The sequence below is a fragment of the Pseudarthrobacter cellobiosi genome, from assembly GCF_023913755.1.
GTDB classification, from domain to species: domain Bacteria; phylum Actinomycetota; class Actinomycetes; order Actinomycetales; family Micrococcaceae; genus Arthrobacter; species Arthrobacter cellobiosi.
In genome coordinates this window covers 136,544-157,090 of sequence record NZ_JAMXBJ010000042.1, presented here as the reverse complement: position 1 = coordinate 157,090, position 20,547 = coordinate 136,544, and the positions used below count along the sequence as shown (strand labels likewise).

Genomic DNA, 20,547 nt, shown 5'->3' with positions numbered 1-20,547 from the left:
GCTACGTCTGCCGCGAAATTCATCCCATCCTCATCAAGATCCAACAACGCCACCAAACCCTTCAACAAGCCGCTTGACAACCATAGGAGCATCGAAACCTACTTGCGGCCGGAAAGCTGCAGGACCTGCTTGAAGAGGCCGGAGTGGTCGAGGCCGCCGTCGCCCTGGTTGACGGTGGCGGCGACGAGCTGTGCGACGACGGCGCCAAGCGGGACGGCGACGTTCGCTTCGCGGGCTGCGGAGGTGACGATGCCGAGGTCCTTGTGGTGGAGGGCCAGGCGGAAGCCGGGGTCGAAGTTGCGGTCCAGCATCTTCTGGCCCTTCTGGTCGAGGACCTTGGAACCGGCCAGGCCGCCGCCGAGGACCTTGAGGGCTGCGTCGGTGTCCACGCCGTAGGCCTCAAGGAAGGCGATCGCTTCGCCGAGGACCTGGATGTTGACGGCCACGATCAGCTGGTTGGCTGCCTTGACGGTCTGGCCGGAGCCGGAGGGGCCAACGTGGACGATGGTCTTGCCGACGGCGGTGAGGACCGGCTGTGCTGCCTCGAAGTCGGCTGCCTCGCCGCCCACCATGATGGAGAGAACGGCGTTGATGGCGCCCTGTTCGCCGCCGGAGACCGGGGCGTCGAGGGGGCGGATGCCGGCTTCTTTAGCATCGTCGGCGAGGCGCTTGGCAACGTCCGGGCGGATGCTGGACGCGTCGATCCAGAGGGTGCCCTTCTTCGCGTTGGCGAAGACGCCGTCCTTGCCGCTGACTACGCCCTCGACGTCGGGGGAATCCGGCACCATGGTGATGACGACGTCGGCGTCCTTGACGGCGTCGGCGATGCTCGTGGCACCCTGGCCGCCCTCGGAGACGAGCTTGTCGATCTTGTCCTGGCTGCGGTTGAAGCCGGTGACGGTGTGGCCGGCCTTGACGAGGTTGATGGCCATGGGCAGGCCCATGATTCCGAGTCCGATGACTGCAACGTTGCTCATTGTGGTTCCTTTACTGAAAGTCTGTGTGGTGAATCCGGGTGGGCCGGTGGTTGAGCTTGTCGAAACCTAGCGGCTGGCCCGCTGGCGGATGGCCCAGGCGAACGCGGTTTCTGCCGGTTCCTTGTATTCGAGGCCGATGTAGCCGTCGTAGCCGAGTTCGCGGCTGCGGGCGATCCATTCGCCGAGGGGAAGCTCGCCGGTTCCGGGAGCCCCGCGGCCGGGGTTGTCGGCAATCTGGATGTGGCCGAAGTCCTTGGCGTGGTTTTCGATGACGGCTGCGACGTCGTCCCCGTTGACTGCCAGGTGGTAGAAGTCTGCGAGGAGCTTGATGTTCTCTGCGCCGGATTCAGCCTTGACGCGGGCGATCACCTTGAGGGCGTCCGCTGCCGTGAGGAGCGGGTACTTGGCGGCGCCGCTGACGGGTTCGAGGAGGACGGCGCCGCCGATGCCTGCGACGCCGGCAGCTGCCGCGGCGAGGTTTTCGGCGCCGATGGCGTCCTGCTTCTCGGCCGATTCGCCGTCGACGCGGTTGCCGTAGAGGGCGTTGAAGGCCTTGCAGCCGAGGCGCTCGCCGATGCCGGCGACGACGTCGATGTTGTCTAGGAATTCGGTGGAACGTGCGGGCCAGGAGACCAGGCCGCGGTCGCCGCCGGGCATGTTGCCGGCGTTGAAGTTCAGGCCCGTGAGCTGGACGCCGGCATCCTTGATGGCGTTCTCAAACCCGGTGACCTGGGCGTCCGTGGGCACGGAGGTCTCGAAGGGCCACCAGAACTCGACGGCGTCAAAGCCGGCAGCCTTTGCGGCTGCGGGGCGCTCGAGCAGGGGAAGCTCCGTCAAGAGGATGGAGCAGTTCACTGTGTACGTCATCGTAGGTCCTTCCGAGGAGGGCTTTGATCTATCTTCCGCTTGCCTGGCTCTTCGTGAGTTTCCGCTTTGTGGAATTTAGATTCTGCTTTATGAAAAGTTTAGGGAAGGTGGGGGCGCGAGTCAAGGGGGTGTGTGGGCTGGGAGGGAGTGGGGGACGGCAAACTCTTCCCGACCGGGCATAAAGAACGGGCAGCTCCTGGCGTCGAGCACGGAAAACGCCTGCACTGTCACCGTGGCCTGCACCGCGAGAACGCCGCCGGCCGCACACCAGACAATTAGCCGCCGTCGGGCAGGGGGCCAACGCCGCACTGCCAGGCCGGCGGCCGCCCCTCCCACGGTCATCAGCGCAACGAGCGTGGTGAGTCCGTATTGGCTCAATGGCAGGAGCGACAGGGGCATCTGCTGCGGCAGCACTTCCGCGCCCCAAAGGTTCTGCAGAGGAAGCTGCGCGCCGGTGACCAGCCACGGGGCCAGCCCAAGCAAACCCGCCAGAAGCCCGATCAACAAGGCGAGTGCTACGTCCTTGCCGATGGCGTGGGGTGGCATTTCGGCGCCAGAGGCAGGCCGCGCGGCCTGGTTGTGGTTGAGGTGGCTCACGGAAATCCTTCGGTGTCAGGGATCAGCGTTGGGCCGCGTCGGGGCCGAGAGAACGTGGATCACCCTGAATAATACGTCGAATGGATTAATTACTGCGCGGCACAGGTCGGCACAGGCCGGCACCGCCCGCCAAACGTCAGACGGTCCGTGGCGCCTTGGCCAGGGTCTCGCTGAGTTCAGCAGCGTTCTGCCGCACCACATTCGCCGGACGGCCTGGCTCAGCGCGCCAGCTCTCGGAGAGCGGGCCGAGGTCCACCGTGTCGAAGCCGAACTCGTCATATAGCTTCGTCACGAGCTCGCTGGCCTCGGCGTAGTCGCTTGCGGTGGCCAGGGCGCGGCGGTTCGGGGTGCTGGCAGGCGTGCCGTCCGTGGTGATCTCGCTGTACCGGATGTGGTTGAAGCCCTTCGCCACCTTGGACGTGGGCAGGTGTTCCTGCACCAGCGCGGAGGACGTCGCTTCGCCGGCGTCGAGGGCCGGAACATGGCCGTCGCGCTTCCAGTAGTAGTTGCCGGTATCGATCACGATCTTCCCCGCGAGCGGCTCCACGGGGATGCTGCCGAGGCTCCTGAAAGGAATGGTCACGACGGCGAAATCGCCCGCCGCTGCCGCTTCGGCCGGCGTCGCGGCCCGGGCACGGGGTCCCAGTTCTGCCACGAGTGCGGCCAGCGTTTCGGGGCCGCGGGAATTGCTGATCACCACGTCGTAGCCGAGTTCCACCGCTTTGCGGGCAACCTCGCTGCCAATGTGTCCTGCTCCGATGATTCCGATGGTTGTCATATCGGGGGCAACACCGGCGCCCGTGGGGATATTTCGCCCCAATGGTCGCGTGCCATACTCAAAACGTGGCGCTGGAGTATTCGTTCACGGCCAGGCTGTGGCTCTATCCCGGAGAAGCCGGGTGGTACTTCCTCACACTCCCGGAGAAGCTTGCCGCGGAGATCCGGGAGGACACAGCACCGTTTCGTCGAGGCTTCGGCTCAGTCAAGGTCACGGCAGTCATCTCCGGGGCCGGCTGGTCCACGTCGCTCTTCCTGGACAGCAAGAGCGGCTCCTACGTGCTGCCCGTCAAAAAGGCCATCAGGACCACGGTCGGCATTGGTGTGGGCGATCAGGTTCACATTCACCTTGAGGTGTCCGAGCCAGCGTGAGCCGCGGACGAGTCGGGTAGTGTGAAATTCACAAGATTCACAAGATACACAGACATTCACAGGAGCCCTGATGGAGAACCCTTTTCGGCCGACCGCGGGAGCGACTCCGCCTGACCTCATCGGCCGCGGGGGAGTGCTCGACGAGTTTGCCTACGGGCTGCGTATCGGATCAGGGGCGCCAGGTCTTCTGACAATCTTTACCGGTGCCAGGGGCATCGGCAAGACCGTGATGCTGGGTGCGGCAGAAGACTTGGCACTGAACAACGGCTGGGCAGTAGTTTCCGAAACGGCCACGGGAGGATTTGTGGGGCGGATCGGAGAGTCGATGCGCCTGCTCACGAACGATCTGGGGGATGGGCCTACAGGCCGCCGGGTCACGGCGTTGTCCGTTGCCGGATTCTCCGTCACGACCCAGCTCGCGCCCGAAGAGCAAGTCGACTGGCGCGCCCGCGGTGCAGCGCTTCTGCGTCTGCTGGCTCAACGCGGGACCGGACTGGTCATTACCGTCGACGAAATCCATGCAGCAGATCGGGCAGAGTTGTCCCGGCTCGCCGCAGACGTGCAGCACTTCATCCGTGAAGGCCTTCCCATTGGCCTCATCTTCGCCGGGTTGCCCGCTGCGGTGTCGGACTTGCTCAACGAAGGCGTGGCTACCTTCCTCCGGCGTGCTGACCGCATCGATCTCCACGCGGCTTCCATCACCGAAGTGGAGCGCTCATTCTCTGAAACGTTCGCTGAGGCCCGGATCCCGTTGAGCGCCAATCTTGCAAGGGAAGCGGCAGAGGCGACCGGCGGGTATTCATTTCTGATCCAGCTAGTCGGCTACCACTTGTGGCAGGAGTCGGAAAGGGCTTCCGACGATCTGGATGCCGAGGCCGTGGCTCGGGCCGTGGCCGCCGCCCGACGCCGGAACGAACGTGTGGTCATCGAAGCGGCACTTTCAACCACGTCCGGCAGGGACCGGGATTTTCTGCAGGCTATGGCCGAAGACCGCCGTGCGTCGTCGACCACGGACATCGGCGCACGCACCGGAATGCGGCCAAACGCGGTAGGCAATTACCGCGCGCGCCTCATGGATGCCGGACTCATCGAACCCGCCGGGCACGGGCTCGTGGACTTCGCCATCCCAGGTCTCCGCGAATACCTGACATCGCACCCCATTGCTCGCTGATTCAGTTCCTGCTGGTGCCGTCAGAGCACCACCGTCCCGGCCGCGCGATCGTGCGGTCCACGGCCTGTGAACACCACCATGGCGATGTAAACCAATGCCGCGGCAGTTGAAGCCTGCAGCCCCAGAAAAACCCACACGGGCGGCGCGGCTTCATAGCCATGCTGGTAGAACGTCCACATCATCTGCCACACGAAGAAATGGGCTGCCTCCCACGGCAGCAGCTTCACCACAGTGCGGACCAGGATCCGGCGGCGGGAAGGCGCCGCACCGTCGATGCCCACCACCGTCAGGCCCATCCGGCGCTTGCCCCAGGTTGCGTGGTGCGGGCCCGACTCGCAGCGATACAGGTACGCACCAACAACGAAGGTCAGCAGAAAGAAGTACAGCACCTGGCTGCCGAGCGGCCCAAGCGTTCCCAGGGTGTCCGGCAGGGATCCCAACACGAGGTAGGCCAGGAACGAGAGCAGCCCGAGGAACGCCATCCACGCCAGGATGACGCCGTAGTCCAGAAGCAAAGCGAGGAGCCGCCGCCCTACCCCGGCCGGCTTGAGGTCCCCCGTTCCGGCCGCCGCTGGAGCCCCTGAAGAACGTGTCATGGAATCACCCTGTACCTTGCCTCGTGTTTGGGGGGATTCTATCGCCGGATGCCCGGCGAAGGTCTATGCGGGCGATAGCCTGAACGTTGAACCCAGCCCCACCCCGGAACGAGGATTTCCCCATGATCACACGCACCGACGTCGGCGAAGCCGCTGCCCGGATTGCAGGGAGGATCCGCGTCACGCCGCTGTTGGAAGCTGACAAGGGGAGCATCCCCGGCGAGGTGTGGCTCAAGTGCGAGTTCATGCAGCACACCGGCACGTTCAAGGCCCGGGGCGCTTTCAACCGGGTCCTGGCCTGCCGGGAGCGCGGCGAACTGAAGGACGACGTGGGCATCGTGGTGGCCTCCGGCGGCAACGCCGGCCTCGCGAACGCGTTCGCCGCGGCCCACGTCGGCGTGCCCGCCACCGTGTTTGTGCCTGAGACCGCCCCGGCCGTGAAGGTCAAGAAGCTCTGGGCCATCGGCGCCAACGTGGTCCAGCGCGGGGCCGAATACTCCGAGGCGTACAACGCCGCGATGGCCTACGCCGCCGAGACGGGCGCGGTCTACTGCCATGCCTACGACCAGCCCGAGATCGCAGCCGGCGCCGGCACCATCGGAACCGAACTGCTGGAGCAGTTGGGCGACGTGGACACCGTGGTGGTGGCTGTGGGCGGCGGCGGGCTCATGGCGGGGGTTGCGGCCGCCGTGGAGGGCCGGGCCAAAGTGGTGGGCGTCGAGTCCGAATCCACGCCCACCCTGCACGCCGCGCTCGCGGCCGGGACCCCCGTGGACGTGGCCGTCTCCGGGATCGCCGCCGACTCCCTGGGGGCCCGGCAGATCGGCCGGATCGGCTTCGACGTGGCCGTCCGTACCGGCGTCCGCGCCGTGCTGGTCTCCGACGAGGACATCGTGGCCGCCCGGTCCCTGCTGTGGGAGCAGTACCGCATCATCGTGGAGCACGGCGCGGCCACGGCCTTCGCCGCCCTGCACTCCGGCGCCTACGTCCCGGCGGCCGGGGAACGCGTGGCCGTGATCCTCTGCGGCGCCAACACGGACCCCGCCACCGTCTGAGGTTCTACTGGTCCGCCGCGACGACGTCCCTCCCGTTGAGCGGCTGGACCGGCCGGCTGTTGCCCGAGTGCGCCGCGCGAAGTGTGGCAAGCTGTCCGGCTCCCAGCTCAACGGGGGTCTCGAGGAGCAGCCAGCGCACGCCTTCCGAGCAGGGCGGAGTGGTCAGGCTGCCGTCGTACGCGAAATGATCCAGCGACGCCGGGAACAGTGCCGGGAAATCCACGACGCCGGCCGGCACCTTCTGCCCACCGGCTGCGGCCGGCACGCCGTCCGTGAACGGCGCCCACGCCGCATTGGTAGCCCCCACCGTGGCGAGGATCCCGACGACGGCCAGCCCGCCGTCATCGGCCTGGTGGACGAAGTGAAACTCGGCATCGTAGCGGGCGCCGTCCAGCGTGTGCTCGGACGGGGCATGGAAGTGCAGCTGCTTGAAGGCGTACTTCTTGCCGCCAACCGTGATGCCCTGGGCCGTGAGGGCGCGCAGTTCGGTGGTGTGGCCGTTGTCGGTGATCTCGCCTTCGGAGGCGGAATAGTCGACGGCGAGGGGCGCCGAGGAAAGGCCCGAACCGCCGCCGACGTCGATGGGGGACTGGGCGGTGCCCGAAGAGCAGGAGCCGAAGTCGGAGCTCAGGGTGCCCCAGTGTTCAGGGCCCTCGGCGCCGTCATAGGACCAGGTATGGGGAGCTGCGGAGGCGGACGTGCTGCAGCCGGTGACAAGTGCCAGCAGCCCAGGCTGGATCCAACTATCAAAGACTTCCTGGTCATTACTGTGGCGCTGCGCATTTCCATCCTTCGGGTCGTCGTAGGTCCGCACCGGAGAGCCCGGTGCGGACCTACGACGACTACCACGGGGGCCGGTGGCAGGTCTTGTCACAGACGCTACGCGCAGGATGTGACACCGTGGGGGCCGTCACCCAGGCCTTCTGGAAGTCAGGGCCCCTTGGCGGCGCCGGAAGCGTCCGTGTCTTCTGTTGCCCGCTGGGCTTCCGCAGCGGCCGGCACTTCGGCGCCGAAGCTGCCGAGCAGGGTCAGGGAATCGGCCGACGGCGAGTCCGGCTTCGCTGAATACACCCTCAGCACCTGGTCTGAATCGTCGGGAAGCGTCAGGTCTTCGAAGTTCAGTTCCAGGTCCCCGACGACGGGATGGTGCAGCCGAACGCTGCCTGCGGACCCCGTGGCCAGCCGGTGTCCGGCCCACCATTGGCGGAAGCGTTCGCTGTGCACTGCGAGTTCGCCGACGAGTTGATTGGCCTGGGGGTCGTTGGGGTGCCGGCCGATATCCGCGCGCAGGGTCCCGACGGCTTCGGCCGCCACGGTCTCCCAGTCCCGGAAGAGATCGTGGGAGCGCGGATCGAGGAAGATCCAGCGGGTGAGGTTCCGCTCCGCCGCCGGCATAGCCGGGAATTCCGCAAGCAGAAGGAACGCCAGGCGGTTGCCGGCCAGAACATCTGTGCGGCGGCCCAGGATCAGGGCGGGAACGTTGCCCACGGCGTCCAGGAGTTGGCGGAGAGCCGGCCGAACAACCTGTTCCGGAATGGGTGAATGCTGGGACTTCGCGCAGTTCTCCAGAAGGTCGAACATGTGCGCCTGCTCGCCAGGATCCAGGCGCAGGGCCCTCGCCACTGAATCCATCACCGCCCGGGACGGGTGGATGTTCCGGCCTTGTTCGAGCCGGGTGTAGTAGTCGGTGCTCACGTCCGCAAGGCGCGCGATTTCCTCGCGTCGCAGCCCGGGGACGCGCCTGCCACCGGTGGTCGCGGCTATCCCGGCCTGCTCCGGCGTCAGCCGCGACCGCATTGCCTTCAGGAACTTTCCAAACTCCGCGCTCTGACCCATGCCTTCCATTGTCCAAGCCGGCGTCCCCGCTTTCCAGTGACGAAGGTAGGACTGCCAGTCCTAGGAAAAGGAGGGAATGGCATACCTGCTGACACGGCCTGCCGGCGTGCCTAGCGTTGAATGCATAACCCGCCCGTGCAGGGCTGTTCGAGCAAACAACACAACCACGGGAAGAACTGATGATGTCCCAGCCACAGGAAATTACCATCCCCACCGTGACCCTCAACAACGGCGTCCAGATCCCGCAACTTGGCTTCGGCGTATTCCAGGTCCCGCCGGAAGAAACGCAGCGCATCGTCGAGGACGCCCTCGAAGCCGGCTACCGCCACATCGACACTGCCGCGGCGTACCGGAACGAGGCCGGCGTCGGGGCAGCCATTGCCGCTTCGGGCATACCCCGCGGGGAACTCTTCATCACCACCAAGCTGCGCAACGGTGAACAAGGAATGGCCCACCAAGCCTTCCAGAACAGCCGCCAAGCCCTGGGCCTGGACTACCTGGACTTCTACCTGATCCATTGGCCCGTGCCCGCACAGGGACTCTTCACGGAGGCTTGGAAGGCCATGGAAAAGCTGTACGCAAACAACCAGATCCGCGCCATCGGGGTTTCGAACTTCCTGGCTGACCACCTGGACACGCTCCTGCCGGCGGCGGATATTGTCCCGGCCGTCAACCAGATCGAAATCCACCCCGCCTTCCAGCAGCAGGAACTGGCGGCCAAGAACCGCGACCTGGGCATTGCGGTGGAGGCGTACAGCCCGTTGGGGCAGGGCGCCGATCTGGCAGCGGCCAACGTGAAGTCCTTGGCCGCCAAGTACGGTGTCACACCTGCCCAGATTGTGCTCGCGTGGCATCTCAGCCAGGGCACCATCGTCATCCCGAAGTCGGTCCAGGCCGCACGCATGCGGGAAAACCTGGGCGCTGCCGCCGTGTCGCTAACGCCGGCGGAGGTAGCCGAAATCACGGAAATGGAGTCGGGCGCCCGCACCGGCGGGGATCCCGCCGTCGCCGCGCACAGCCAAATGTAGCCAATCCGCGCCAGGGAAGTGCAAACCAAGAGAGCCAGAGCCCCACCGAACAACCGCGCGCACAAGTTCAGTGCCTGCCATAAATGACAAGAAGAGAACCATCGATAATTCGCTGATGATGGCTTGGGTAGTCGTCCACCTCATAAACAACGACAGCCGCAGCGCCTTGCCGGATGCACCCGTTGTGGCACCACGACAGGCCGGACGCGCACGCAGGAGACTGGCCCGCTTCCAGCGGCGGCTGGCCAGTCTCCTGCACGAAGCCGCGTGGGCAATTGAACCTGAACCGCGGACGGCTACTGAGCCCTGACCGTGAGTTTCTGGGGAGGGGAGGCGGGCTTCCGGCTACGCATGCCGGTGCCCGGAGCGCTCTGCGGCGATCGTGTGGATGAGCCGTGCGGCCGTGCGGGCCGTGCGGGAGTCGATGTCTAACCGGGGGTTCAGTTCGACGACGTCGACGACGGCGAGCTTGGGGGAGCGGGCCAGCTGGCGGCATACGTCCAGCACGACGGAGAGCGGAACCCCGTACGACGCCGGTGCGCTGACACCGGGGGCGACGCACGCGGGAAGGACGTCGAGGTCGATGGTCAGGTAAACGACGTCCACGGAGTCGATGAAGTCCTGCGTGAACTGCCGGACCTGCTCAGTCCTGGACTCGGTGCATTCCTCGTCCAGGAGGTACGTGACGCCGAGCTCCCGGGCTGTCTGGAACAGGGCCTCGGTGTTACCGGGCTGGCTGATGCCCACCACCGTGTAGTTGAACCCGTGGCCCAAGGCTTGCTCGGCCTCGGCCACCTGCCGGAACGGCGTGCCAGAGGACGGGATGGCCTCCGCTCGGAGATCGAAATGCGCGTCCAGGTTGATGATGCCGATCCGGCGTCCATCGGTGACCTGGCTGGCGCGGAGGCCCGTGTAGGTGCCAAAGGCGGTTTCGTGGCCGCCGCCCAGGATGACGGGCAGGTGGCCCGCGTCCAGGGCCTGGCGGACGGCCGCGCCGAGGCGCTCCTGGCCGTCCTCGAGGTTTCCGTCCACCACGCTGGTGTCGCCAAGGTCGTGGACCAGGAGATCCGCCGGCGCCGCCATGGGTGCCAGGGCGGAACGGATGCTTGCGGGACCGTCGACGGCGCCCACGCGGCCCTTGTTCCGGCGGACGCCTTCATCGCTACGGAATCCAAGGATGGCGATTCCCGTGGTGCCGGCCTGGGCCGTGTTTACTGCGTGGTGCCAGCGCCGGTGTTCTGGGCCGGGGCCGTCGTCGCGGCCCGTCCACGTGTGCTGGGTGGTGGGGTTGGTCATCGGGATCCTTCTCCGTGTCCGAGCGCCAGTGCGGCGTCTCGGGTGCTTGCTATGAGTTGCTTTTCGTGCCGGACCGCCCGGTCCGCCGGGGCCATGGTGCTGACGGCACCCAAAAGCCGGCCGCCGTCGTCGAACACGGGGAAACTGACGCCCCAGACGCCCGCATCCACCGCCCCGTAGCTGAGGCCGAAGCCGCGGCCCTGGACGATCTGGAGTTCGTGGTTCAGGTTGTCTGCGTCCTCGGAGCTGAGCCCGAGGCCGGCCACGATCCTGCTTTGCTCCTGGGGGTCCAGGTGCGCCAGCAGGGCCATGGCGCTGGCGCCCTTCAGCAGGGGGAGCGAGCGGCCCGGCGAATAACTGCAGCGCAGCATCTGGGAGCCTTCGATGGCATCAACGCACAGTGCCTCCGCACCGCGGACCACCAGGTAGGCGGCCAGCTCCTGGGTTTCATCCGAGAGCAGCTGTAGCTGCTCCGAGATGCGGCCCTTGACCATGGCTTCCTGTTGGAAGTTGGCGGCGAGGCGCAGGGTTTCCGGGCCGGCGCTGTACTGCCCGCGGCGCCTGGTCTGCGCCACCAGCCCGGACTGCACCAGCAGTGTCAGGTGCCGGTACACGGCGCTGGCGGGGATGCCCGTTGTTTTGCTGATCTGGGCTGCAGTCAGGGTCCGGTGCCGCGCGAATTCGAGCAGGATGTCGACGAACCGCGAGGCGTTGCCTTCCGGTGTCACGGAACGGCTCGGATCTGTATGCATGACACCGACGNGTTGCCTTCCGGTGTCACGGAACGGCTCGGATCTGTATGCATGACACCGACGTTAGTGGCTGGCATCACGGATGGCATCAAATAGTTCCCATGGAGCGGGAATTTACTTTCCGCCGGGTGGGAATCAACCGCTAACGCCAAATCGCCGGTACCATGCCGGGTCGCCGCAAAATTTGCAGCGACCCGGCATGGTACCGGCGATTTCGGCGGCCAGCCGGTAAGAGGCGGCCGGTAAAGGCAGCCTAGGTCAGCTTGATCTGGCGGTTCATGTCCTTGTAGAGCAGGTAGCGGAACTCGCCCGGGCCGCCCGCGTAGCAGGCCTGCGGGCAGAAGGCGCGCAGCCACATGAAGTCGCCGGCCTCCACCTCAACCCAGTCGTTGTTGAGCAGGTACATGGCCTTACCCTCCAGGACGTACAGGCCGTGCTCCATGACGTGGGTCTCCGGGAACGGGATGACCCCGCCCGGCTGGAACGTCACAATGTTCACCTGCATGTCGTGGGCCAGGTCGCTGGAATCCGTGAAGCGGGTGGTCTTCCAGACGCCGTTGGTGTCCGGCATCGCAGTGGGTTCCACCTCCGCGTCACTGGTGACGAAGGACTTGGCCTCGTAACCCTCCAGCCGCTCGTAGGCCTTGCGGATCCATTGGAAGGAGACGATGTCGTCGGAGACGTTCTCCAGGCCCCAGGTGGCACCGGCGGCCAGGTAGGCGTAGCCGCCTTCCTCCAGCTGGTGCAGTTCGCCGTCGAGGGTCAGGTTGACCTTGCCCTTGGTGACAAAGACAACGCCCTCAACGCCGGGCTCAAACTCGGCCTTGGGGGCACCGCCGCCGGGGCCGATCTCCACGATCAGTTGCGAGAACGTGGTGGCAAACCCGGAGATCGGGCGGGCCAGGATCCAGGAGCGGGTGTTGGAGAAACCCGGCAGGGTGCTGGTCACGATGTCGGTCATAACGCCCTTGGGGATGACCGTGTAGGCCTCCGTGACGATGGCCCGCTCCGTGGTGAGGTGGGTCTGCGGCGGCAGGCCGCCTTGGGGGTAGTAGTACTTGCCCATCATGGGTTCCTTACTTCGAAGTGGAGTGTGCCAGCCGCGGGTGCGCCAGCGCGGTCAGCTGGGAAAGTTCGACGCCGGCGAGCGCCTGGACCTCTTCGGTCCCCACTGCGCCGCACTGGACGCCGCGCAGGGCGAAGGCGGCCAGGGCCCGGGCGGTGGCGGGTTCGTCCATGACCCCGCCTTCGGTGCCGTCTGCGTTGTCTCGTTCCACGTAGGTGCGCAGGCGTGCCGCTGCGGCCGGAAGCCCCTCGCGGTAGAAAGCGTACGTGGCGGCGAAACGGCTGGGCAGCTGGGCGGCGTGCAGGTCCCAGCCCTGGTAGTAGCCACGCTCCAGCGAGCGGCGTACGAGCCGTCCGTGCAGCTTCCAGGCATCTTCGACGGCGTCGCCCACCGGGATGATGTTGGTGGAACCGTCGGAGAGGCGGATGCCCGTGCCGGCGACGGCCAGCTGCATGACTTCCTTGGCGTAGTCCGCCACCGGGTGCTCCATGGACTGGTACTCGGCCGAGATCTGCAGCGAGGCGGAGTAGTCGTACGTGCCGTAGTGCAGGGCGCTGATGCGTCCCGGAACCACGTGCGGCAACTGCGCCACCGGGGAGGTGCCGTCCGGTCCGAGGATCAGCTGCGGCGTCTCCACCTGTACCTCGAAGCGGAGCCGGCCGACGGGAAGCCCGTGGACTTGCTCCAGCCGGGACACGGCGAAGTCCATCGCCTGGACCTGGGCCACGGTGGTGACCTTGGGCAGGGTCAGGATGAGGCCCTCGGGCAGCTCGCCTGCGGAGGCCAGCGTCGAAACGAACAAGTCCAATGTCTTCAGGCCGCGGGCCCGGGTGGGCGCCTCGAAGCACTTGAAGCGGATGCCAATGAACGGCGGCGCGGTGCCGGCGGCGACTGCCGCTGCCACCGTGTTGGCGGCCCCAACCGCTGCCAGGTCCTCTGCCTCATCGCCGCGGTCGCCGAAGCCGTCCTCGAAATCGAGGCGCAGGTCCTCGATCGGTTCCGTGTGCAGCTTGGCGCCGACCCGTGCGGCGACGGCGGCAGCGAGCTCCGGCTCCTGGCCCAGCAACGCCCCGAGCTTCTCGAGCCCGCCGTGCGCCTCTGCCGTCGTGAGCGCCTCGGCACCCCAGTCGGCAGCGAACGACGGCGTGAAACGGTCCGCCGGCACGTACACGGTGTGCACGGGCTGGCGAGTGCCGTCGTCGCCCGGGTAATTACGTTCCAGCAGCTGGTCCGTGGCGGCCAGCTGTGTGTCGATGGCGGCAAGGTCCGCCGCGGAGAGCGACGGCGTGGGGGAAACCGCCATGACTCAGCCCACCAGTTCGTAGGCCGGAGTGGTGAGGAAATCCGTGTAGTCCTCGGACAGGCAGATCTCGGCGATCAGCTTGCTGGCCGGCTGGTAGTACAGGCGGAAGGCCTCGTCGCCGAATTCGGTCCGGAGCCGTTCCGTTTCCTCGCCCAGGATCTTTTCGACCAGTTCGCGGGTGACGGTGTTTCCCGTGTCGGCGAGGATGGACTTGTTGCGGATCTGCTGCCATACCTGCGAGCGGGAGATCTCGGCGGTGGCGGCGTCCTCCATGAGGTTGTGGATGGCCACGGCGCCGTTGCCGGAGAGCCAGACGGCGGTATAGGCGACGGCGACATACAGGTTCAGCCGCAGCCCGCCTTCGGTGACCTGGCCGTCAGCCGAGGCGATGTCGATCAGCTGGTCAGCGGTGACCGAAACTTCGGGGCGCTGCTTGTCCAGCTGGTTGGGGCGCTCGCCGAGCGCGGCGTCGAACACCTCGCGGCAGGTGGGGACGAGGTCCGGGTGGGCCACCCAGGAGCCGTCGAACCCGTCGTTGGCCTCACGGGTCTTGTCCGCGCGGACCTTGGCGAAGGCGGCCTCGGTGACCTCGGGGTGCCGGCGGTTGGGGATGACGGCAGCCATGCCGCCCATGGCGAAGGCGCCGCGCTTGTGGCAGGTCTTCACCAGCAGCTCGGTGTAGGCGCGCATAAACGGAGCCGTCATGACCACGGAGGCGCGGTCCGGGAGCACAAACTCCTCGCCGGCGTCGCGGAAGTACTTGATGATGCTGAACAGGTAGTCCCAGCGGCCGGCGTTCAGGCCCGAGGCGTGGTCCCGGAGTTCGTAGAGGAACTCGTCCATTTCGAACGCGGCCGGGATGGTTTCGATCAGCATGGTGGCGCGGACGCTGCCCTGCGGGATGCCGAGGAAGTCCTGCGCGAACACGAAGACCTCGTTCCAGAGGCGCGCCTCGAGGTGCGATTCCATCTTGGGCAGGTAGTAGTACGGGCCGTGGCCGTTGAGCAGCAGCTGCTTGGCGGTGTGGAAGAAGTGCAGGCCGAAGTCCACCAGCGCACCCACGGCGGGTTCGCCGTCGATCAGCAGGTGCCTTTCCGGCATGTGCCAGCCGCGCGGACGGGCCACCACAACAGCCAGCGGCGCGTCGGTGCGGAGCGTATATTCCTTGCCTTCGGGCGAGGTGTAGGCCAAGGTGCCGGTTGCGGCGTCGCGCAGGTTCAGGATGGCGTCGATGACGTTGGCCCAGGTGGGCGTGCTGGCGTCCTCGAGGTCCGCCAGCCACACCTTGGCGCCGGAGTTCAGGGCGTTGATGGCCATTTTGGCCGGGGTGGCCGGGCCGGTCATCTCGACGCGGCGGTCCTGCAGCGCGGCGGGCGCCTCGGCGACCTTCCAGTCGCCGTCGCGGATTTCCCGGGTCTCCGGGAGGAAGTCCAGGCGGCTGGTGCGGGCGACGCCGTCGCGCTTGGCCTGGCGGGCCTCGAGCAGCTCGTTGCGCGTGCCGGCGAAGCGCCGGTGCAGTTCCTCGACGAAGGCCAGGGCCTTGGGGGTGAGGATCTCTTCGGCACGGGCGACCGGCTGGCGGTCAGTAACAGTGATAGCCATATTCGTAAGTCCTTTTCTAGAGAGCGCGGGCGGCGTTTGAGTGCGCAGCTGCCGCTACCGCTGCGGCCACATCGGCGGCGACATGAGGATCGAAGACGCTGGGGATAATGTAGCTCGCGTTGAGCTCGTCGTCAGCTACCCGGTTGGCAATGGCGTCTGCGGCGGCCACCAGCATCTCCGGCGTGATGTCGCTCGCGCCGGCGTCGAGCAGGCCCCGGAAGAAGCCCGGGAAGGCCAGCACGTTGTTGATCTGGTTGGGGAAATCGCTGCGGCCCGTGGCCACCACAGCGGCGTGCTTGGACGCAATGACAGGGTCGATCTCCGGGGTCGGGTTGGCCATGGCGAAGACGATCGCATTCTCAGCCATAGCGGCGACCTGCTCTTCGCCGATCACGTGCGGAGCGCTGACACCGATGAAGACGTCGGCCCCGGCCATGGCTTCGTGCAAGGTTCCGGAGAAGCCTTCCTCGTTGGTGTTCGCGGCAATCCAGGCGCGGTGCTCGTCGTCGTACTGCTCGCCCGAGTGGATGGCTCCGGAGCGGCCGGCGGCAACGATGTGCTGGGCGCCCTGGGCCTTGAGGAGCTGGATGATGGCCGAGCCGGCGGCGCCGACGCCCGAGACAACAATGCGGACCTCGGAGAGCTTCTTGTCCACCACCCGCAGGGCGTTGTGGAGAGCTGCCAGGGTGACGATGGCAGTGCCGTGCTGGTCGTCATGGAAGACGGGGATGTCGAGTTCATCGCGCAGGCGCTTCTCAATTTCAAAGCAGCGCGGTGCTGCGATGTCCTCAAGGTTGATGCCGCCGTAGACGGGGGCCATGGCCTTGGCGATCATGATGATTTCCTCGGTGTCCTGGGTGTCCAGGCAGACCGGCCAGGCGTCAACGTTGGCGAACTGCTTGAACAGGGCGGCCTTGCCTTCCATAACGGGCAGGGCCGCGGCCGGGCCAATGTTGCCCAGGCCCAGGACGGCCGAACCGTCGGTGAGGACGGCGATGGTGTTGCGCTTGACGGTCAGGTTGCGGGCGGCCGACGGGTCCTCCGCGATGGCGAGGCAGACGCGGGCGACGCCGGGCGTGTAGGCGCGGGACAGATCGTCGCGGTTGCGCAGGGCTACCTTGGGGACCACCTCGAGCTTCCCGCCGAGGTGCATGAGGAAGGTGCGGTCCGAGACGTGCTGGACCGTGACGCCGTCGAGCGCGTTCAGGGCGTCCTTGACGCGGGCGGCGTGGTCGTCGTCGGTGGTGTTGCAGGTGACGTCCACAACCAGGGTGTCGTGGTGGGATTCCGTGACGTCAAGCGCCGTGATGGCTGCGCCGGCCGCGCCGACGGCGGCAGCGAGCTCACTCGTGGCGGTGAAGCTCGACGGCGCCGCGACGCGCAGGGTGATCGAATTTCCGGGGCTCGGGTTCGCCATTGAATTTCCTCCTCGTTGGGTCCGTTCCCGGACCGCTCGTGCAACCGAATGTTTTCGTATTATGGATATTATTATCTGCAAAGTGGAAATGCAACCCCCTGGCGGTCATGTTGGGGGACATCGCCCGGGGCCTGGTTGTGCTGTATGTTGAGTGTTCTAAGCAACTCTTTTCACGATGTGGATAAGAGATGTCAGAATCTGAGCCATAGGAGACAACGGAATGGCTGAAAAAGCCTCCGGAGGCGTGCAGTCCGTCGAGCGCGTCTTCGAACTGCTGGAACTCATCACAGACGCGGGCGGTGACGTGACGCTCAGCGAGCTCTCCTCCTCCACGGATCTGCCCCTGCCCACCATCCACCGCCTGCTGCGCACTTTGGTCTCGCTTGGCTACATCCGCCAGCTGCCCAACCGCCGTTACGCACTGGGTCCCCGGCTGATCCGGCTTGGCGAAGCCGCCAGCAAGCAGCTTGGAGCCGTGGCCCGCCCGCAGCTGAAGAACCTCGTGGACCGCCTCGGCGAAACCTCCAACATGGCCGTGCTGGACTCGGACATGGTCATCTACGTGGCCCAGGTGCCGTCCATGCACTCCATGCGCATGTTCACCGAGGTGGGCCGCCGCGCCCACACGCACGACACCGGCGTTGGCAAGGCGATCCTGGCCCAGCTCGACGACGAGGTGGTGCGCGGCATCGTGGCCCGCACCGGCATGCCCACCCCCACGGCCAAGAGCATCGGCGACATTGAAGCCCTCCTTGCCGATCTCAAGCTGATCCGTGAACGCGGCTACTCCATTGACGAGGAAGAGCAGGAGCTCGGCGTGCGCTGCTTCGCGATGGCCGTGCCCAACGCACCCACGCCTGCCGCCATCTCGGTGTCGGGGCCGATCAGCCGCGTGGACCAGAGTTTTGCAGACCGCGCCGTGCCGCTGCTGCGCCAGGCCGCGATGGCGATCTCGGCGGAGCTCAACCAGAACTGACGCTTCCACCCAAAATAGCGCGACCCACAACAGCGCGCTCATAGCGCGAACGGACACTTGAGGCCCTGGAATCTGCGGATTCCGGGGCCTCAAGTGTCCGTTCGGCCGGGAGATGGTTGGTGGGGAGGTTGGTTTGCCTAGTGGTCAGACTTCGACGACGACTCCACCGGGACTTCCTTGCCCTCTGCGTCGATGAGCTTGCCGCCCTCGTAACGGTCGCCGTCGGCCAGGCACTTCAGGTCAGCCTCTGTGACCACCCGCGCGGTGCCGGCCACAAACACTGACTGGTTGTCCGAGTTGCCGGCCTTGAGGTGGTTGAAGAGCAGGTTCAGCAGGATGGCCATGATGGCGGCCGAGCTGATGCCCGAGTGGAAGATCGTGGCGAACCACGTCGGGAACTGGTCGTAGAATTTTGGGGCCGCAATCGGGATCATGCCAAAGCCAATGGATGCCGCGACGATGACCAGGTTCATGTTGTTCTTGTACTCCACCTTGGCGAGCGTGCGGATGCCGCTGGCGGCCACCGTTCCAAAGAGTACGACGCCGGCGCCGCCCAGGACGGGGGTGGGAACCGCTGCGACCACCCGGCCGAGGATGGGCAGCAAGCCCAGGATCACCAGGATGAGCCCGCCGGCGCTCACCACGAAGCGGCTCTTGATGCCTGTGATGGCTACGAGGCCGACATTCTGGGCAAAGGCGCTCTGGGTGAAGGAGCCGAAGAGCGGTGAGATGGCACTGGAGAGCATATCCGCCCGCAGGCCGTCGCCGATGCGCCGGGAATCGACCTTGGTCCCCACGATCTCGCCGACGGCGATGATGTCCGCCGAGGTTTCGGTCAGGGTGACCAGAATGACGATCAGCATGGAGATGATGGCCGCGATCTCAAAGGTCGGGAGGCCAAAGGCGAACGGTGTGGGAAAAGCAACCACCTCACCCTGGCCCACCTTGGAGAAATCCGCCATGCCGGTGAACAGCGCGATCACGGTGCCGATCACCATAGCCAGCAGGATGGAGAGTCGGGAGATGGCGGCGTTACCGACCTTGCTCAGCAGCAGGACGATGCCCATGGTGGCGGCCGCGAGGCCGATGTTTGCCACACTCCCGTAGTTCTCGGCCTTGGCGTTGCCGCCCATGGCCCAGTTGGCGGCGACGGGCATGAGGGTCAGGCCGATCGTGGTGATGACCGTGCCCGTGACCACGGGTGGGAAGAACTTGATGATTTTGGAGAAGAGCGGCGTGATGGCAAGGCCGATCAGGGACGCCACAATGACCGAGCCGAAGACGGCCTGGATACCGCCGCCGCCCTGCACGATCGCCACCATCGTGGACACGCCGGCGAACGAGACACCCTGTACCAGCGGCAGTTGCGATCCAAAGAACGGGATGCCCACGGTCTGCAGGATGGTGGCGAGGCCGCCGACAAACAGGCAGGCCGCGATGAGCAGGCCGATGTCCGTCGCGGACATGCCGGCCGCGGCTCCGATGATGAGCGGCGGGGCGATGATGCCGCCATACATGGTCAAAACGTGCTGGAAGCCGTACGCGAACGTGCTTCCGATGGAGAGGCGCTTGTCCTCGGGGCGGGCCGCGGAACTAGTCGACGCGGGCCGGGAATTCTTCTTGCTGTTCATGGCAGACTTTCTTGGTTCATGGCAGACGCCTTCGTCTGGCTAACAATGTCTGGCTAACAATTTGGAGCTGTGGGGCCGGTGGATTTCGACAAGCTCAATCACCGGAGACGGGCCCAACCACCGGGGGGGTGGTCCGGTGGTCCGGTGGTTGAGCCCGTCGAGACCCGGTAGTGGATCAGCAGAAGCCGGCGATGCCGTTCCAGGCGGCGGGGGCCGTGCCTGAGTTTTCGCGCTGGACCGTGGCCTCGATCAGGCCGTAGGGTCGGTCCGCGGCGAAGAAGACCTCATTGGGGTTGTCGAGCCCGAACGGGCTGAGGTCAACCAGGAAGTGGTGCTTGTTGGGCATCGAGAACTTGATCTCGTCCACTTCGCCGTGTGCTTCCAGGACCTTCTTGCCCATGTCGAACAGGGTCTGCTGCAGGGCGTGGGAGTAGTTCTCCGTGAAGCCCTCGAGCAGCAGGGCCTTGATGTCCTCGTAGCTCTTGTTGAAGTCCGTGGCCGTGTGGTCCAGGCCCGTGCTGTAGCGCCAGCGGGCGGAAACATCCGTGGCCAGGATGCGGTCCGTGGTCTCGGGCAGGGTGGTGTACTTGTCTCGCGGGTAGCCCACAAAGCCGGACTGGGTGGTCTTCAGGACGGTCAGGTCCTTGAGCCCGGAGATCAGATGCGTGGTGTTGCCGTCCCGGACCACGACGGCGGTACGGACTTCCTGCCCGTTCCGGACAAAGCTGTGGTCGTGTTCGGAGCCGTGCGACTGGATGCGGTCCCAGGTGTAGGACTCGGCTTCCCAGCGGCCGCCCGTAACCCAGTCGAAGCCTGACGTGAAGTGCTCGCTGAGGCGAAGAAGGAAGGCTTCGGGGGAGCCAACGCCCGCCCTGGCGAAGGCGTAGATGGTGTTCTTCTGGGTGTCCGTGGCGACGACGTGGGCGTTGTCGCCTTTGAGGTGCGCAGCCTCGAAATCGCCGCGCAGCTGCGAGGTGACGTTCAGGTCTTCGATCTGGTGGCGGTCGGTGTCGCGGGTGACTTTGACGACGCGGACTTCTGCCTTGCCGTACTGGTTGTCGCCGAGGACGATTTTGTTGCTCATGGTCATATCCCAACTTCTACGAGGTGGAACCTTCAAGGTCCACCAACGAAATTAAGCGCGTATTTCCAACGCGTTTCTGGTGGAGCCGACCCAACAAAAAAGAGCCGGCATCCATTGATGCCAGCTCATTACGACCCTGCCTGC

The 20,547-nt window shown here is 66.0% G+C and carries 20 protein-coding genes; 5 read left to right on the top strand and 15 right to left on the bottom strand.

What is annotated here, in order from left to right; translation table 11 throughout:
* Positions 1-98 precede the first annotated feature (98 nt).
* From NG696_RS09545 to NG696_RS09530, 4 genes are all read right to left on the bottom strand, one after another.
* The gene (locus NG696_RS09545) at positions 99-977 is read right to left on the bottom strand and encodes a 2-hydroxy-3-oxopropionate reductase (RefSeq protein ID WP_252568407.1); all 879 of its coding nucleotides are present in this window, start codon (positions 975-977) and stop codon (positions 99-101) included.
* A 66-nt stretch (positions 978-1,043) separates the two neighbouring features.
* Entirely contained in the window at positions 1,044-1,844 is an 801-nt protein-coding gene (locus NG696_RS09540; RefSeq protein ID WP_252575277.1) for a hydroxypyruvate isomerase family protein, read from the bottom strand.
* A gap of 120 nt (positions 1,845-1,964) precedes the next feature.
* Positions 1,965-2,441 (bottom strand): hypothetical protein, encoded by a 477-nt coding sequence (locus NG696_RS09535; RefSeq protein WP_252575276.1) that lies wholly within the window; start codon positions 2,439-2,441, stop codon positions 1,965-1,967.
* Positions 2,442-2,577: 136 nt separating this feature from the next.
* Entirely contained in the window at positions 2,578-3,219 is a 642-nt protein-coding gene (locus tag NG696_RS09530) for an NADPH-dependent F420 reductase (RefSeq protein WP_252575275.1), read from the bottom strand.
* Between the two features lie 65 nt (positions 3,220-3,284).
* Here NG696_RS09530 and NG696_RS09525 point away from each other — a divergent pair, with 65 nt between their 5' ends.
* Together NG696_RS09525 and NG696_RS09520 are read left to right on the top strand one after the other, a co-directional pair.
* Complete coding sequence (locus tag NG696_RS09525; protein ID WP_252568403.1) at positions 3,285-3,590, top strand: DUF1905 domain-containing protein; 306 nt, start codon at positions 3,285-3,287, stop codon at positions 3,588-3,590.
* A gap of 70 nt (positions 3,591-3,660) precedes the next feature.
* On the top strand, positions 3,661-4,761 hold the full coding sequence (locus NG696_RS09520; RefSeq protein ID WP_252575274.1) for an ATP-binding protein: 1,101 nt from the start codon (positions 3,661-3,663) through the stop codon (positions 4,759-4,761).
* A gap of 20 nt (positions 4,762-4,781) precedes the next feature.
* On the opposite strand, the gene NG696_RS09515 is transcribed toward NG696_RS09520, so the two are convergent.
* The gene (locus tag NG696_RS09515; RefSeq protein WP_252575273.1) at positions 4,782-5,357 is read right to left on the bottom strand and encodes an RDD family protein; all 576 of its coding nucleotides are present in this window, start codon (positions 5,355-5,357) and stop codon (positions 4,782-4,784) included.
* Between the two features lie 122 nt (positions 5,358-5,479).
* Here NG696_RS09515 and NG696_RS09510 point away from each other — a divergent pair, with 122 nt between their 5' ends.
* Complete coding sequence (locus NG696_RS09510) at positions 5,480-6,412, top strand: threonine/serine dehydratase (protein WP_252575272.1); 933 nt, start codon at positions 5,480-5,482, stop codon at positions 6,410-6,412.
* Between the two features lie 4 nt (positions 6,413-6,416).
* Here the strand turns inward: NG696_RS09510 and NG696_RS09505 are convergent, their stop codons facing one another.
* Positions 6,417-7,226: a carbonic anhydrase gene (locus tag NG696_RS09505; RefSeq protein WP_252575271.1), complete on the bottom strand. Its 810-nt coding sequence runs from the start codon at positions 7,224-7,226 to the stop codon at positions 6,417-6,419.
* Between the two features lie 116 nt (positions 7,227-7,342).
* Positions 7,343-8,248, bottom strand: coding sequence for a helix-turn-helix transcriptional regulator (locus tag NG696_RS09500; RefSeq protein WP_252568398.1), 906 nt, complete (start codon positions 8,246-8,248; stop codon positions 7,343-7,345).
* Positions 8,249-8,430: 182 nt separating this feature from the next.
* Between NG696_RS09500 and NG696_RS09495 the strand changes: the two genes are divergently transcribed.
* Positions 8,431-9,276 carry an aldo/keto reductase gene (locus NG696_RS09495; RefSeq protein WP_252568684.1) on the top strand — a complete coding sequence of 282 codons (846 nt, stop codon included), beginning with the start codon at positions 8,431-8,433 and terminating at the stop codon, positions 9,274-9,276.
* 345 nt (positions 9,277-9,621) lie between these two features.
* Here the strand turns inward: NG696_RS09495 and hutG are convergent, their stop codons facing one another.
* The 6 genes from hutG to NG696_RS09465 all read right to left on the bottom strand — a co-directional run bounded on the left by hutG (position 9,622) and on the right by NG696_RS09465 (position 16,712).
* On the bottom strand, positions 9,622-10,572 hold the full coding sequence (gene hutG / locus NG696_RS09490; protein WP_252575270.1) for a formimidoylglutamase: 951 nt from the start codon (positions 10,570-10,572) through the stop codon (positions 9,622-9,624).
* On the bottom strand, positions 10,569-11,324 hold the full coding sequence (locus tag NG696_RS09485) for an IclR family transcriptional regulator (RefSeq protein WP_252575269.1): 756 nt from the start codon (positions 11,322-11,324) through the stop codon (positions 10,569-10,571). Before NG696_RS09485 ends, hutG begins: the two co-directional genes overlap by 4 nt.
* A 253-nt stretch (positions 11,325-11,577) precedes the next feature.
* On the bottom strand, positions 11,578-12,390 hold the full coding sequence (locus NG696_RS09480; RefSeq protein ID WP_252568683.1) for a bifunctional allantoicase/(S)-ureidoglycine aminohydrolase: 813 nt from the start codon (positions 12,388-12,390) through the stop codon (positions 11,578-11,580).
* Between the two features lie 10 nt (positions 12,391-12,400).
* Positions 12,401-13,693, bottom strand: a complete 1,293-nt coding sequence (locus NG696_RS09475; protein ID WP_252575268.1) for a DUF6986 family protein — start codon at positions 13,691-13,693, stop codon at positions 12,401-12,403.
* A gap of 3 nt (positions 13,694-13,696) precedes the next feature.
* Positions 13,697-15,295 carry a malate synthase A gene (gene aceB, locus NG696_RS09470; protein ID WP_252568390.1) on the bottom strand — a complete coding sequence of 533 codons (1,599 nt, stop codon included), beginning with the start codon at positions 15,293-15,295 and terminating at the stop codon, positions 13,697-13,699.
* A gap of 16 nt (positions 15,296-15,311) precedes the next feature.
* Entirely contained in the window at positions 15,312-16,712 is a 1,401-nt protein-coding gene (locus tag NG696_RS09465; RefSeq protein ID WP_252575267.1) for an NAD-dependent malic enzyme, read from the bottom strand.
* A 220-nt stretch (positions 16,713-16,932) separates the two neighbouring features.
* Here NG696_RS09465 and NG696_RS09460 point away from each other — a divergent pair, with 220 nt between their 5' ends.
* Positions 16,933-17,688, top strand: a complete 756-nt coding sequence (locus tag NG696_RS09460; RefSeq protein WP_252568388.1) for an IclR family transcriptional regulator — start codon at positions 16,933-16,935, stop codon at positions 17,686-17,688.
* A 137-nt stretch (positions 17,689-17,825) separates the two neighbouring features.
* Here NG696_RS09460 and NG696_RS09455 read toward each other — a convergent pair whose 3' ends face one another.
* Positions 17,826-19,319: a nucleobase:cation symporter-2 family protein gene (locus tag NG696_RS09455; RefSeq protein WP_252575266.1), complete on the bottom strand. Its 1,494-nt coding sequence runs from the start codon at positions 19,317-19,319 to the stop codon at positions 17,826-17,828.
* Between the two features lie 175 nt (positions 19,320-19,494).
* On the bottom strand, positions 19,495-20,409 hold the full coding sequence (gene pucL / locus NG696_RS09450; RefSeq protein WP_181037298.1) for a factor-independent urate hydroxylase: 915 nt from the start codon (positions 20,407-20,409) through the stop codon (positions 19,495-19,497).
* Between the last annotated feature and the right edge of the window lie 138 nt (positions 20,410-20,547).